The 14,500-nt window shown below is 47.0% G+C and carries 11 protein-coding genes; 1 reads left to right on the top strand and 10 read right to left on the bottom strand.

Going from position 1 to position 14,500, the window contains the following annotated elements; genetic code table 11:
• Window positions 1-74 precede the first annotated feature (74 nt).
• From ABEW34_RS24935 to ABEW34_RS24890, 10 genes are all read right to left on the bottom strand, one after another.
• Complete coding sequence (locus ABEW34_RS24935; RefSeq protein WP_430162370.1) at window positions 75-2,213, bottom strand: discoidin domain-containing protein; 2,139 nt, start codon at window positions 2,211-2,213, stop codon at window positions 75-77.
• Window positions 2,214-2,559: 346 nt separating this feature from the next.
• On the bottom strand, window positions 2,560-4,005 hold the full coding sequence (locus tag ABEW34_RS24930; protein ID WP_430162368.1) for a carbohydrate ABC transporter substrate-binding protein: 1,446 nt from the start codon (window positions 4,003-4,005) through the stop codon (window positions 2,560-2,562).
• Window positions 4,006-4,115: 110 nt separating this feature from the next.
• Window positions 4,116-5,723 carry a response regulator transcription factor gene (locus ABEW34_RS24925; RefSeq protein ID WP_430162366.1) on the bottom strand — a complete coding sequence of 536 codons (1,608 nt, stop codon included), beginning with the start codon at window positions 5,721-5,723 and terminating at the stop codon, window positions 4,116-4,118.
• Entirely contained in the window at window positions 5,716-7,518 is a 1,803-nt protein-coding gene (locus tag ABEW34_RS24920; protein WP_430162364.1) for a sensor histidine kinase, read from the bottom strand. The genes ABEW34_RS24925 and ABEW34_RS24920 overlap by 8 nt, the downstream gene beginning before the upstream one ends.
• 208 nt (window positions 7,519-7,726) lie before the next feature.
• Window positions 7,727-8,107: a VOC family protein gene (locus ABEW34_RS24915; RefSeq protein ID WP_430162362.1), complete on the bottom strand. Its 381-nt coding sequence runs from the start codon at window positions 8,105-8,107 to the stop codon at window positions 7,727-7,729.
• A gap of 39 nt (window positions 8,108-8,146) precedes the next feature.
• On the bottom strand, window positions 8,147-9,337 hold the full coding sequence (locus ABEW34_RS24910; RefSeq protein WP_430162360.1) for a cytochrome P450 family protein: 1,191 nt from the start codon (window positions 9,335-9,337) through the stop codon (window positions 8,147-8,149).
• Window positions 9,338-9,546: 209 nt separating this feature from the next.
• Window positions 9,547-11,244: a diguanylate cyclase gene (locus ABEW34_RS24905; RefSeq protein WP_430162358.1), complete on the bottom strand. Its 1,698-nt coding sequence runs from the start codon at window positions 11,242-11,244 to the stop codon at window positions 9,547-9,549.
• A 283-nt stretch (window positions 11,245-11,527) separates the two neighbouring features.
• Window positions 11,528-12,292 (bottom strand): AAC(3) family N-acetyltransferase, encoded by a 765-nt coding sequence (locus tag ABEW34_RS24900; RefSeq protein WP_430162356.1) that lies wholly within the window; start codon window positions 12,290-12,292, stop codon window positions 11,528-11,530.
• A 211-nt stretch (window positions 12,293-12,503) separates the two neighbouring features.
• Window positions 12,504-13,070 carry a maltose O-acetyltransferase gene (maa, locus tag ABEW34_RS24895; RefSeq protein WP_430162354.1) on the bottom strand — a complete coding sequence of 189 codons (567 nt, stop codon included), beginning with the start codon at window positions 13,068-13,070 and terminating at the stop codon, window positions 12,504-12,506.
• A gap of 95 nt (window positions 13,071-13,165) precedes the next feature.
• Window positions 13,166-13,747, bottom strand: a complete 582-nt coding sequence (locus tag ABEW34_RS24890) for a cysteine hydrolase family protein (protein WP_430162352.1) — start codon at window positions 13,745-13,747, stop codon at window positions 13,166-13,168.
• Between the two features lie 131 nt (window positions 13,748-13,878).
• Between ABEW34_RS24890 and ABEW34_RS24885 the strand changes: the two genes are divergently transcribed.
• Window positions 13,879-14,496, top strand: coding sequence for a TetR/AcrR family transcriptional regulator (locus tag ABEW34_RS24885; protein ID WP_430162350.1), 618 nt, complete (start codon window positions 13,879-13,881; stop codon window positions 14,494-14,496).
• Window positions 14,497-14,500 lie beyond the last annotated feature (4 nt).

Genomic DNA, 14,500 nt, shown 5'->3' with positions numbered 1-14,500 from the left:
TCTATGCCGGGCTTATGATTCTATTTGCAGAGGCCGCCATTCGAGCAGCAAACAGCGGCCCACTCCTTCTTTTTTTACGTAAACAAACCAATTTCAGCGAGCTGCAGCTGTGCTGCACCACCGCTATTCGCCGTTACGTTCAAGCGATAATACGAGTAAGCAGTCGAATTGCTGAACGTATACGTCTTGGTTAAGAAACGGGTGGCAAATGCTTCATTCGTGCGCGTATCCAGCGTCGTCCAGTTCGCTGCGTCGTTCGAGCCTTGCAGCGTCCAGTTTTTCGGGTCCCTCGCCGGCACATCGTTAGCGGACGTTATCGCATACGACGTCACGATATGAGAGACACCGGTTACAAATTTATATTGAATCCAGCCTGTTCCGGTTGTGATGAGCCATTTGGTCGAAATATTCGCATCAAAGGCTTTTTCCTTCTCTTCTCCTGACGGACTGCTTGTGGAGCTCGCCGTTACCGTTCCACCTACCGTGACCGATGTCGGTCCACCGCCTCCGCCGCCTGTGACGGTCGATTCAAAAGCGCCAATATCCGGAGCCGCCCCATTAAATAAGGCATTTCCATAAAAATCGGTCGTTCCTAATTGCGGCACATTATATCCGGCATTAATGAGCGGAGAAGTGGCTTGCAGCTTGTAGCCCTCCCATACGGTGGCACCGCTTGTGAAGCCATTGGCTCCTAAGGTCGGCGCTTGCCCAGGACTCACCATTTGAGGCGGCGCAATCACCTTCGCCGGATCATTCGGTTCGCCAGCCGCATGACTGCCGGTAGTTACATAAAACGCATTGTTTCTAAATACAGCCGTTCCATAGCTGCCGGAGCTGCTCGGCCAAAAGCTGGAGGAAGGGGTATTTTTGTCATAAAAAACGTTATTGTAAAAATAATATGGCACACTTTTGAAATAAGTAGAGGCAAGGTTAGCGTTGGAATTCGTGAATTTCGTTACGCCGCCATTATAAATAAAGACGTTGTTCAGGAAATACGCAGCCGAGCTATCGACGTCGAACCAGCCAAACTTGATTAAATAAGCAGCGTTATCGTCACTGATGTTGTATCTTGCAATATTATTGCTGCTTCTGCCCAGATAGGACATCCAGCCCATGGGGTTGTTATGGGTATAGTTGAATTGATAGACGATATTGCTGTTGGGCGAATCAAAATCAAAGGCGGTTCCATCTCCGTTATTAGCCCCCGTCGTCGTCGGTCCGCCGTAAACCTCATTATTTTGGAACGTTACATTTTGAGATTTCCACGGATAAATGCCCGCGCTCTCCGCGTTATAGCGCTTGGACCAGCCATCTACGACGTTGTATTCGACGATGGCACCCTTCGCATCACATACGTCAATGGCGCCTTGGCCTATATTGCGCATGTAGTTGTGCCCGATATAAATATTCGTTTGCCACAAGTTGTACGGTTCAATTTCGTCTTGGAACGCCGTTGTCGTCGTGTAATTGAAATTGGCAATGGCGAGCAGATCGACCTTCTCGATGGTGTTATTTTCAATCCTGACATCATTGAACGTCATGTTGGCCTTTAAGGCGCCAATGACATAAAACATAATGCCGCCATTGAACGAGGCGTTACCATACTGGTTCGGCCATTCGTTCGGACTATCGACATCATGCACATCATTATCATGAATATAAATATGATCCATGATCGTGTCGCCGCCTGCCGCTACTTGATTCGTATCCAGCACAACCAGAATGCCGTCTCTTATGTTGGTAGGCTTGCTGTTTGCATAAGTAGTCGTTACCAAATCCACGTTAAAGTTGTCATCATTCGTCACTTCCAGATTGCTGATTTCCCAATACTGCTGGTTGCGCAGCATGACGGCGCCCGTCGCTTGATAATCCCTTTGCGTTCCGCCGCCGTTAATAATCGGCTTTGCAGTTCCGCCATATTTATCGATTTTGATAGGAGAACCCGCTGCTCCTGAGCCCTTGGGCCACAGCTGCCCGTTCCATACCCCGCCCGATTTAAACAAAATTTGGTCACCAGGCTGGAACGTCGTCGCATTCACTTTCGTTAACGTTTTCCAAGCAGTAGCTGTCGAGGTGCCATTATTCGCATCATTCCCACCAGCAGAATCAATATAATACGTCGTGTTTGCTGCGCTTACCGCCACCGGCCCAATCATGAAAATAGAGGAACATAAAATCAGCAATACCAATAAGCCTGACATGCGTTTTTTCATTCTATTGCTTCCTCCCACATGTATTTGATTCAGACGCAAAGCTGAGCAATGGATTGCCTTTTGATTCCGAATATCGCTACATGCTGATCAGCCCCTCTCCAATCGAAAGCCTGAGCTTCAGTATAAATTCATTAGCGCGTTAACCAAATGAACAAAAAGGCAGATGGATATAGAGGATTTTTAGGTGTTCATCGAAAAATGCATGAAATCATAAAATCCTACAGGTTTATGAATCATAAACTAGCAAATATAAAAAAAAGGATGAGCCTGAGGTAAAACCTCATCTCATCCCGCCTGCAGCCTACAGCCTGCACCATGCTACCTGCAACATGCTACCTGCAGCTTGTTAGGCTCCAGCAGCCTCCAGCTCCTTCTGAATTTCCGAATACACTTTATACAGCTTGGCAGCATATTCATCCAACGTCATCTGCTTGCTCATAATCGAGGAAAAGGGCTTATAAACTTCATCACTTGGGTTGAATTTGCTGCCTTTGGCGACCGGCTTAAAGGCGCCATTGACCGCAAGCATGCCGTCATCCGCCGCCTTATAAACGTTGTAGGTCGTCTCCGTAATATACGATTTAACGAGATCCGGCGCGCCTTTAACCGCCATAACTGCTTTTGCCTTGTCGCCATTGAGCTGAACGATCTTATCCGTGTACAAGTATTTGAGGAATTCTTTGGCAAGCTCTGGGTTTTTAGCTTTCGCCGGAATGACTACCGTTTCCACATTCGTCAGGGCGGATACCGGTTTGTCTGCTCCAAACGAAGGAACGCCTAAATAACCGAAGCTGAACCCTTCCTCGCGCGGCGCATCCTTCATTTCATCCTCAAACCAGCTGCCATTTGGAATAAACATCGCTTTGCCTTGAAGGAAGGCGGTCTGCGATTGCGTGTGATTAAGCGCCACGGTGCCCGTCATCAAAGCATTGTCTTCGGTTGCGATTTTCTCCATGAGTCCCCATACCTGCTTATACGTATCACTTTTCCAAAACTCAGGATCGTAGTCGAAAAATTGGTTCAGCGCTTCCGTGCCGCCCGCTGCATATATGGCAGGAACGATCATTTCCTCCAGGTAGCCTGGATAAATGCCTTGGTACGTAAATAAAGCGCGTCCGTTCGCTTTAGCCGCCGCATTTGCCGCAAAGAAATCATCCCATGTTTTAGGCGGCGTAATCCCTTTCGCCTCGAACAGCGCTTTGTTATACCACAAGCCCATGACGCCAAAGTTATAAGGGGCCAAATACACCTTGCCATCATCATACGGGGACGTTGCCCGGGAATCCAGAACGCCATCGAGAATTTTATCCTTAAGCGGGGTGCCCTCTGGCGTCAATTCCTCGAATACTTCCGTCAAATCAAGCAGCGCCTTGTCTTTAATCAGCCCGTTCACAAGCGGCGTATTGTCGCTGCCGGAAATGTACATAAAATCGGGCGGATTGCCCGCAACGATTTTCGGCCGAATGAGCTCGCCGATTTTCGGGCTGGCGGTAATGTTGATTTTGGTGCCGGGATAATCCTGCATAAATGCCTCGGCAGCGCTATCCCAAAATTCCCGGCCATAGCCGCCTTGGAAGACGGCAACGTCCAGCTCTGGATTTTCAAACGTTTTGCCGCCTGCTGGCGAAGCACCTTCAGACGGAGATGCAGCAGCTGTATCCGAAGCCGCTGGGGCGGCAGAGGATGGCGGTGTCGCTTCATTGCCCGGGCTGTTGCCCGATCCGCAGCCGGCCAACGTCGTAGTAAGGGCGATCGCTACTGCTGCAAAAGCAAACCCATTCTTTTTTCCCATTGATTTAGTGACCCCTTTCATTTGTAATGAACTTCATTATAAGTTCGCAAGGAGCGTCGCTAAATGAACAAAAGAGCGGATGAGTATGGACAATTTTAAGATTTTCATGATTATACGGGCGGCATCCTTTTTACATTTTTCGGGGGATGGCCGTAGCGTTTTCGAAAAAGGCGATTAAAATAAAACGGATCTGGAATGCCCACCTCAATGGCAACCTGCTTCACGAGATACTTGCCAGACAGGAGCATTTCATAGGCTCTGTTCATGCGGATTTCATTGAGCCTGGTCAAAATGCTGCTCCCCGTTTCTGCCTTGAACAGCTGGCAAAGATACGGCTCAGACAGTCCCACATAAGACGCTACATCCGAAATCGACACGCGATCCGCAAAATGTTTATTTAAGTAGGCCAACGCTTGCCGTATTTCCTGACGCAAAGTAGAAGTTGATGCAGAAAGCTGTGTTCCTTGTCCTAAGGAGACCAGAATTTCATCCGAAAGCTCTTTAATGATGAGCTTTAAGCTGGAATCGGAGTCCGCTGCTTCGACTTTTTCAATCCAGCCCTTCTCGTTCCAAGGCGTGTCCATTTGCAAGGCTGCCACATTAGAAAGTCCCCAAATGCCCCCTGCTACTATGCGCTTCAGCGATTTCGCATGAATGCCCTGCTCGGCGGCGCATTCCATCAATAAAAAAGCTTTTTCCACCCACCGATCAATCGCACCGTCGCCAGAGCCGCGCAGGCTCTCCCGCATTTGGGCTTCTGCTTCACGAAACCGCTCATTCGTATCTGCGGCAAGCCTGGCATTGGACTGGCACCCTGTTTGATACGCCGTATAAAAGCGAAGCGCCTCGGCCTGCCTATTTAAGCTCATTTGCTCGATGAGATGTTTAAATGACGTTGCCGGCCGGCCATAAATGACGCTAATCACTTGGCCATAATACATTTCCGACAGTTTAATCAAGCGTTGGGCTATTTCTTCAGGATCGACGATATTTTGGAGCAAGGGAGTGGAGATGATTAAGGTGTAACGGTTCGGACGGGGATGAAATACAAATAAAAAATGCTTGTTCGGGAACAGCCCTTCGGCAAGCCTCTCTAACGTTTCATGAAAGTCTAGCGTTTGATGATTCGCGTGCTCGCCTTTTGGCATGTATAGCGTAAATGTATAACCGCATAAGCCTTGAAGACGCGAGATCGCTTGCCTTTCCTTTTGATTAAAAATATTCCCGTTCAGCTGAGGCTCCTCTTCTTGATCATGCTTTTTCAACAAATGATACAGCTGCGCCAGCTCGCCATCAGCCTGCTCTGCAGTAGTTGTCTGAGGTTTAAAATAACTCCGTTTGGCATCCAGCTTAGCCGCTATTTCTTCAAGCGTCTGCATGAACGTTTCGGTCTTCAACGTAAGCTTGAGCATATAATCGTAGGCGCCGAACTTGAGCGCCTCGCGCACGAGATCAAAATCATTATAGTTGCTTAAGACGAGAACTTCGCCTTTAAATCCGTCCGCCAGCAAGCTTTTAATCAGCTTAAGGCCATCCATTTCAGCCATTTTCATATCGGTAATGACGATATCCGCATTGGATCTTCGTACGAGCTCCATCGCCGATACCCCGCTCGAAGCAGAGCCTGCGTATTCAAAGCGGCTATCCTCCCATTTAATGATGGTTTTGACGGCATGACGAACGATCATCTCATCATCTACGATAATGACTTTATACATGGGGCACCCCTTCCTTCATCGTCATTGGCAAGCTGATTAATGTTTGCGTCCCGCGGCCTGGCTCGCTTGAGATTTTAATCCCGTATTGCTTTCCTACATGAAGGCGAATTCTCTCCTCTACATTGCTCATCCCTATCCCTGACAGCTTGTCATGGGAATGCTTCCGCTCTTGCACCTCGGCCATATCGAAGCCTTTGCCATCATCGGAAATTTGAAGCAGCAGCCTGCCCTCGTTAATCGAGCCGTCTACGGTAATATGTACTCTGCGGCCTTCCCCGCTGCCCGCATGCAAGATTGAATTTTCTACAATCGGCTGAAGGATGAAGCGCGGAACTTGGCACTGATAGAGCTGATCATCACTCATGCGGCATGCGAGTTTAAACGAGTCGCCATATCTCATGCGCTGGATGACGGCATAATGCATTAAGTTGTCGATTTCCTTGCCCAGCGTAATCATTTCTTCGGTATCCAAAATCGTATTATGGAGCAGCTCGGATAAAGACGCGATCCCTTGCTCCACATTTTCGTTCCCGCTCATCATTGCGCTCCATTTCAAGGAGTTTAATGTGTTGAACAGAAAATGCGGGTTGATTTGAGCTTGAAGCATCCTAAGCTCCGCCTCGCGCTTCGCCTGCTGCTCCGCCTCGACCTGATAAATCAGCATTTTGAGCCGTGCGACCATTTGATTGATCGTTTCGGATAATCGCCCCATTTCATCGGAATGTGTTGGGCCGAGCCGGGTTTCCAGCCTGCCAAGCTTGATCTGGGTCGCATATTGGAGCAAATCTCGCATCGGCCGATTAATACTGCGATAAATCCACATGGCCAGCAGTCCAGCCAATAGCAGGATGAACAAGCAAATATACAGCAAGCTTCCTCTAATCGCAGAAAGCTCCGAAATGATATACGAATGCGGAATCAGGCCAATCATATGCCAGTCTGCTGACCGGATATAGGCGCTGCCTACGAGTACGCGTTCCCCATCGACTTTCGCATAAAAGGTTTTGCTGGGCCCATTGGACATCATGGTGCTAAATACTTCTTGCTGGTTATACGCCTGTCCATGGGGAATCGAAGGCGATACGGAGGACACGACGACGCCGTTATGATCCGTAATGTAGAGCCTGCCTCCTTCCCCAAGGTCCACATGCTCAAAAGTATTGCGCGAGAACACCTTCTCATCAATGACGATAACGAGGTAGCCCAACGTTTGATTCAGATTATCCTGGGAAAAAATAATGCGGCTCAAAGCAATTTTATCCGAGCCCCGGTTGGAATGCAGATACGTCCACTTTATGTTGCCAGCCGTTTCCGTTATGCCCTGCAGGGAATCAGCTATTTGGTTTTTCGGATACCATTCATAGCCCAGATCAAAAAAGATGTCGCCCTCATTAGTCAAAATTACGACATTCGAAATATTGCTTAGGCGAAAGACTTGCTCCCCCAAAGCATCTTTAATATCGGTCTGCAAGCCGTATTTCTCAAAATCCGTCATGCTGTTCATATGCTGGAGCCCGCTTTGTATCAGGCTGTTTATAATAATGGATTCACTAAGGGTCTCGTATTGCGCAAGCTCTCTGGATGCATTCGTTGCGGATTCGGACAGCACTTGAAGGGTGGATGTGCTTAGCTTTTCTGAAATGGACGCCTCATATCTAAGGTTTGAATAAAGCGCTACGGAGACGACGGGCAGAAGCGAGGTAATCAGGAAGGCAATTAACAGTCGATGCTTAATAGATAATTTTCGTAAAAAGGTTGAAGCCCGCATAGGGTTCAGCTTAAATTTTCCGTTCATTCTACACCCCCCTGTTTGTTGCTCAAACTCAAAGCGTGCATCTGTTCATGAATAGAATAGCTCTATCTTAAGGGCAAATGACATAGCCGTCTATACAACCAAACAACAATAACTTTTTGGGGTGTGCCAAAAAAGGAAATAAAAAAGGCGACCGACTATTACAGTCGGCCACCTACAGTGGTATCGGTTCAGCTCTATTGAGCTGTATTTACTTTTTTTCCATTACTGCGAAATAATTTTCTTCATGATCGGCAAAGTTAAATACCCGTCCGGATGGCATTTCCACTACTGGTCCGACTGTAACCTGTTTATTGGATAAGTCGCTATGTAATTGATCGAGATGATCCGAGAAAAACATTAAAGAAGGCGTACCCAAATTTAAACCGGGCGACATTTTTTCAACGAATGCCTTATTGTGGAGAATGATCGTTGTGTGTGCCCCTTTGGCCGGAGCGATCTCAATCCAGCGCATGCCCTGACCGTTGTCTTCTTCCGAAACGACATGAAAACCAACCTTTTCTGTCCAAAAATCCCGTGCCGCATCCTGGTTGTTTACATACAGCATGATTTGCCCGACCTTGCTAATCATTGTTATCTCCACTCCCTTGTATGAGTAATTGCCAGACTGCTAAATGGATAGCGGAATTTCTTTAACTCCGCGCACAATCATCCCTGGTCTCCATTCCAATTCGGCAATATTAGCCTGAAGCTCCAGCCTCGGGAAGCGCCGAAGCAGCGTGTTGATGGCGATTTCTCCTTCCAGCCTTGCGAGAGGCGCGCCCAGGCAGAGATGAATTCCTTTGCCGAATGCCAGGTGCTGGCTTTTGCCACGGGATATATCGAATACATCGGGCTGATTAAAATGCTCGGGATCACGGTTCGCAGAATCAAGAGCTACGATGACCATGTCATTTTTTTGCATCATATGACCTTTGAATTCCAGATCCTCGCTTGCCCAGCGGCCCGTACTGAATTCGACAGGCCCGTTGTAGCGCAGCATTTCTTCAATAGCGCCATGAATGTATTCAGGATGCTGCAACAGCTGCTCGCGCTGCTCCGGGTGTTCCAAGAGCGCAAGCACGCCATTGCCGATCAGGTTGACCGTTGTTTCATGACCAGCAATAATGAGCAGGGTAACGACCCCATATAGTTCACCTTCCGTCAACTGATCCCCACTTTCATCCGCAACCACCAGTTGGCTGATCAAATCATCTGAGGGATGTTCCCGTACAAAGTCGAACCGCTCTTTAAGATAAGCTACGAATTCATCTTGGGCCTGCAAAGAGGCTTCCCGGCTGCTCTCCTCAAAGGAGGCTTCAATAATGGTATTTGACCAGCTTCGAAATTGCTCGCGATCCTCAGCAGGGATACCTAGTATTTCGCAAATGACAATAATCGGAAGGTGAAACGCATAATCGTCAATCAGATTCATGGTATGTCCAGCGGCCACCGCATCGAGAAGCTCATCGGCTATTTTCTGAATGTGTTCTCGCTTCCCCGCAATGATTTGGGGAGTGAAGCCTTTTTGCACAAAGCTACGTAGGCGTTTATGATCCGGCAGATCCGAGAACAGCATATTTTTGCCTATGACACTCGTTTGCTCAATGCTGCTGACTTTGGCTATGTCCTTAATAAAGCGCGGGTCCTTGAGCACTTCCACAGCATCTTCATATTTGGTTACGATCCAGCCATAATGGCCATTCGGGAAAAACTGCTTGAAAATAGGATTGCTTGCTCGTAATTTTTCATAGACGGGGTAGGGATTCTGCTTAAACTCCGGTGTAAACATCATCTGCTCGATCGTGTCTCTTGAACTCAATGCCACCATCTCCTTCCAACATATAGAATACGTGTGGTAATCTACGATTCGGCCAGGGACAAAACTAGTGAAAATTGACGAAGAGAAGCTCATTCATTTCGAAAGCCACGAAAACCCTTTTATACCATATTTTAATAAAAAATCCTTTTCCTGATTCACAAAGAGTATACCTCACCTACAGAATCAAAGTCAATTTGTGCCACAATGATTCACTTAGCGTGCGTAACACTCTGGAAATCTGCGAATTCGATTCGATTGCGTCCATTTTGCTTCGCTTGGTAAAGGGCTTTATCCACTGCAGCAAAAAGTTGAATTAAATAGCCTTCCGGATTGTCCGGTACATGCTCATGATCAAAGTCCTCAATGGATAAAATGCCTACGCTAACCGTGATCGAAACCTGCTTAACTTCATGTTCTACCAAAATGCAGTTCGACTCTACCGCTAATCTCACCCGTTCCGCTAATTGCTCAGCTAACTGGCGTTCTGTATGCGGAAGGTAGATCATAAATTCTTCCCCACCATATCGGGCTAAAATATCGGTGCCGCGAATGGATTGTTTGACTGCTTGTGCTGTACGAAAAAGAACCTCATCCCCTATTACATGACCAAAGCGGTCATTGATCGCTTTAAAGAAATCAATATCAAACAGTATGAGTGAAAATGGCGTTTTATATTGAATATTGGTTATGACCTCATGAGTCAACTGTTGGGTCAAATATCGGCGATTGTAGCAGTTAGTTAAACTGTCCGTAAGGACTAATTCTTCAAGCTTTCGATTGGCTTCGGATAACTCATTACGAATGCGATCCAGAGAATGATTGCGTTCCTGGAGGATCTCATTTTGACGATTCATTTCTTGAACATAAAAGCGCTCTTGCGAGACATCCTGGAACGTAATAATATGACCGATTTGCATCGGGTAAGAATCAACAATCGGGGAAGCTTGTACGATAAAACGACGTTCGATATCGCGCTGGGTGACAATTTCAATTTGAGACAACGTATTTTCCTTCTGCTTATAATGCTCCAGAAACTCCTTGCTGCTGCCCTCTACATGAACAGTTCCAAGAAATGTCTGCATATCAAAATTGTCACCCACTTTTAAATCCATAGATAATCGTAAAGCCTTATTAACTTCAATAATGGATTCATTCTCATCTAATACAAGGATTCCATATGGAATCGTATTGATTACGTCCTCATGCGCGATGGAAACAAGATCAAACACATTGTATTTTTTAATGACATATACGAAAAATAGATCCGAAAGAAAAATGCCTAGAGAAGTAAATCCAGGAATGATCGGCAGCCACTGCTTTAATACCACATTAAGAATAGCGTCTATACCTGCAAAAGAGGCCAGCACGAATATTCCCCACAGCGTGATCTTTACTTGATTTTTGATCATGTGTGACGTTCTTGAAGAGTGTAATGCCCCAAACAAAACAAAGAGAGAAGCAAAAAAGTAGCTCAATAGAATAACGATCACAATCCAGAACCATATGCCATATGCTCTATCGACGTAACCGCCCCTCATCGGAGCTACAAAAAGATTAAACGGATTTATAATGACACCAACTGCTGCAATAACCGCCGGCGCGAACAATAGAAATAGTCTTTTAAATCCCAGCTTATCAGCATTCCCGGTAAGAAAGATCGTGAGCAGAAGCCAACCGCTCCCCAACAAGGAGAGTGCCACAAAAGACATGTTCACATAAAACAGCTGCAACCGCGGATCGTCAGTCAAATCTGTGGCAAATTGACACACCGGCCAAAGCATCATTAAAAAATGAAATAAGAAGTACACCTTATGTAAGTTCGTAATCCTAACGGTAGCAAATACATAAATATATACGACAAACAAGAGGATGAATAAAAAGAGATCATACCATGCTAATGGGCTCACAAATTTTCTCCTTTTTTGATTCGACAGCTACGATATTATAAAATAGCTTTGGTTAAATTAACCACATCTTATCATACAGTCAAGACCGCGAGCTAGCCCACACAATCGCAGTCCAACCAACCTATGTCCTATTTCTTCATACATTCCTTTGTATTGCCGATGCTTGAACGTTTCATATTTAAACTATGGCAGGAGAAAACGTTGTTTTGGGGAGAGATTCCGAAAGTTTTACGAGGGTCTTGCCTTAGGGCCAGCCTTTACCGGATGGCCCTTTCTTACATTTCTATTCATGATTCAATGGATAATTATCCGAGAACAAATCCGGATTTTCCTTAAGCATTTCCGTTATTACTTCCGCTACCGCAGCCGCATCACAGACCCTTACAACGGCATCGCCCAGACGACCTTTATGCATGGCACCTTTACTTTCAAGCACACCGTCTACCTTCCAAAAATGCTGCGACCACGACAGCCCGCAATGCCGGCGGGAAGGTACCGATATTTCTGTTCCATCAGGCAATACCGTGAACAGCATCTCATGGCTATCGGTCATTCTGCCCGGTATGTCCACCCATTCCTCGACGCCATGAATAAAGGTGTTGCGCTTTAAATCGACCCCAACCAGCAATATCGTCGCTCTTCGGTCGAGCAGCTTTCCCCATGCAGAGCCTCTAGCGCAGGGAGTATCGAAACGATGATCGTCATTTGTGAACGCTATTGAATCCAGGCCTAATGCTGCCACCGAATGAGTGGGATGCAACGAGCGCACCACACCAGGCCGCTTGCGAAAAAGCTCAGGCAAAATTCCGACGCAGGAAGGCGACTGATCCACGTAAAATTTCGGATTATCCGCATTGATGTAGGACCAAGTATGGGTGGGCAGCACCAACAGCCCATCCTTCATATAGGCGGTGAACGCATCCAGGACGGTGTCTGCGCCACCCTCGACTGGCCCCATGCTTTTCATCGACGAATGGACGAGCAGCGTTCCTTGGCCGTCAATGCCCAGCTGCTCTAATTGCTTCATTAAGCTCTCTATCGTGTGCATGTTCTTCCCCCCTCCTCAGCCATTATATCAAAACTTGTCCTTATTTAAGATACGCTAAGAAAGCTATACGTGACTTACTTCTACCCATTTTTGTCACCCTATGCAAAGCACCCCCTATTGTGTTCATCGGTTTAAACACCAGGGTGTTTTTCCAATGTCTACAACAAGGGGTATGCTCCAAAAATGGAGTGGTTTTCTTTTGAGGAACTGTTTAAATGTCTATGCTTTTAATGACTTTTGCAGGATTGCCACCTACGACAACATTGTCAGGAACATCTTTGGTCACTACTGCTCCAGAAGCTATAACTACATTATCACCAATAGTAACGCCTGGATTTATAACTGCTCTTCCCCCTATCCAAACATTGTTTCCAATCGTTACAGGCTTTCCAAACTCTGCCCCAGAGACACGTTCAAATGGGTTTAAAGGATGAGTGGCAGTATAGATATGTACGCCTGGTGCTATAAAACAATTTTCCCCGATACGGACTTCACAAACGTCCAAGATCACACAATCAAAGTTAACATAAAAATGGTTGCCTACATGGATGTTGTACCCATAATCACAGCGAAACGTCGGTTCGATATATATATTTTCCCCTGTTGAGCCGAAAAGCTGTTTGAGAAGATCTATCCGTTCAACATGCTCTGTCTCTAAGGTTTGATTAAACAACCGGGTCAGTTTCCTAGCGTTTTCCCGGTCTTTAGATAGTTGTGGGTCTGTAGCAATATATAATTCTCCTGCTAACATCTTTTCTTTCTCGGTCTTAACCGCCACATTCGATCATCCTTTCATTTGTCATGTACTTATTTTAGCACCTATATGTATCAAGCGATACCACTCGTACCAGATGATGTTCTTGTGCTACATGGTCATGAGTTAGCTGGCAAAGAAGCCACCCACGCTTCGACAGGTACCACCTCGGCCTGCTGGGGGAATACCTTCTCGGTTAGAACGCGATGAACCTCGGGGTCGGCATCGATACAGGCATCGGAAAGCACCGTAAGGGCAAAATCTTTATCTGCTGCTTCCCGCAATGTCGATAGAACGACGCCGCTTGTGGCGATACCGCTGAGAATGAGGGTGTCGATTTGTTGGGAGCGAAGAATGACCTCAAGGTCACTTCCGGCGAACGCGCTCACTCGGACCTTCGTCACTATCGGCTCGCCTTGTCGAGGCTGCACCGATTCATGAATCTGCATCATCGCTTCTGGAGCCGCCACGGCTCCGGACCGACTGGCAATACCTGCGAACATTTTGTTTCTAGCACTAATCTCGGGATAGCCTGCACGAAAAGCAACACGTACGTAAATAACAGGAATAGCGTGACTGCGCGCAGCTTCAATCGCTTTTTGGAACGGAAGCAGTGCCTCCTCGCTAGCTACAAACCTCGACACAACGCTGTTTTGCATATCCATGACCAACAGCGCGCTTTTGCTCGGTGAATTTTGCATATGTTTTTAATCCCCTACTTTCTCGCCATAAACGGAGGATTCATTCCGTTTTCAATATTATACGGAGAACACTCTCCGTTTGTCAACAAATCGCTATTGATGTAATATTTATAAAGAGGTGTTATGCGAAAATGTCTAAAAAAAATATTCCAGCTGTAGAAGCTGACCCTACAGTGTCCTTCATCGCCGCGCCTCCCGAGAAGGCATTGCGGGCAGATGCCAAAAAAAATCGGGATAATCTGCTCCATGTCGCCCATCAAGTTTTTATGACCGAGGGCATCTCCGTCTCGATGGATGAAATCGCAAGGCGCGCAGGCGTGGGCGTAGGAACCGTCTATCGGCATTTTCCAACGAAGGAGGATTTGTTTGGAGCCGTCATTGTCAGCCACAAGGCGAGGCTTATGGAAGAAGCCCAGCAATGGCTTGCCCACGACGATCCGGGCGAAGCGTTCTTTCAATATTTTGCAACCATCATACGCGAGGGGATTGCAAATAAGGCGATCACCGATGCCCTTGTCAGCAGTCTGAATGTAGAGGCTGGCCGTTCGGACGTTGCGCGAGATTTTTGGCAAGGGATCGACAAGCTGCTCGCCCGTGCCAAGCAAAACGGCTCCGTTCGGGCTGATGCTCGCCTTGAGGATATCAAGGTGCTGCTTATTGGCATTTTGCAAGCGACCGGGGACGGTGGGACTTTTCCAGACCGCGTCGTGTCGATTCTATGCGACGGTCTTCGCGGGCAAGCAAAATAACCGC

The sequence above is a fragment of the Paenibacillus algorifonticola genome (assembly GCF_050481745.1).
Taxonomy (GTDB): Bacteria; Bacillota; Bacilli; order Paenibacillales; family Paenibacillaceae; genus Pristimantibacillus; species Pristimantibacillus algorifonticola_A.
Note: the sequence above shows the minus strand (reverse complement) of the source record. Positions and strands in the feature narration are given on the sequence as shown.

Excerpts from the sequence above, each read along its gene's own strand:
- ABEW34_RS24935 (WP_430162370.1), bottom strand. The coding sequence starts at position 2,213 with ATGAAAAAACGCATGTCAGGCTTATTGGTATTGCTGATTTTATGTTCC.
- ABEW34_RS24930 (WP_430162368.1), bottom strand. The coding sequence starts at position 4,005 with ATGGGAAAAAAGAATGGGTTTGCTTTTGCAGCAGTAGCGATCGCCCTT.
- ABEW34_RS24925 (WP_430162366.1), bottom strand. The coding sequence starts at position 5,723 with ATGTATAAAGTCATTATCGTAGATGATGAGATGATCGTTCGTCATGCC.
- ABEW34_RS24920 (WP_430162364.1), bottom strand. The coding sequence starts at position 7,518 with ATGAACGGAAAATTTAAGCTGAACCCTATGCGGGCTTCAACCTTTTTA.
- ABEW34_RS24915 (WP_430162362.1), bottom strand. The coding sequence starts at position 8,107 with ATGATTAGCAAGGTCGGGCAAATCATGCTGTATGTAAACAACCAGGAT.
- ABEW34_RS24900 (WP_430162356.1), bottom strand. The coding sequence starts at position 12,292 with ATGCACACGATAGAGAGCTTAATGAAGCAATTAGAGCAGCTGGGCATT.
- ABEW34_RS24890 (WP_430162352.1), bottom strand. The coding sequence starts at position 13,747 with ATGCAAAATTCACCGAGCAAAAGCGCGCTGTTGGTCATGGATATGCAA.
- ABEW34_RS24885 (WP_430162350.1), top strand. The coding sequence starts at position 13,879 with ATGTCTAAAAAAAATATTCCAGCTGTAGAAGCTGACCCTACAGTGTCC.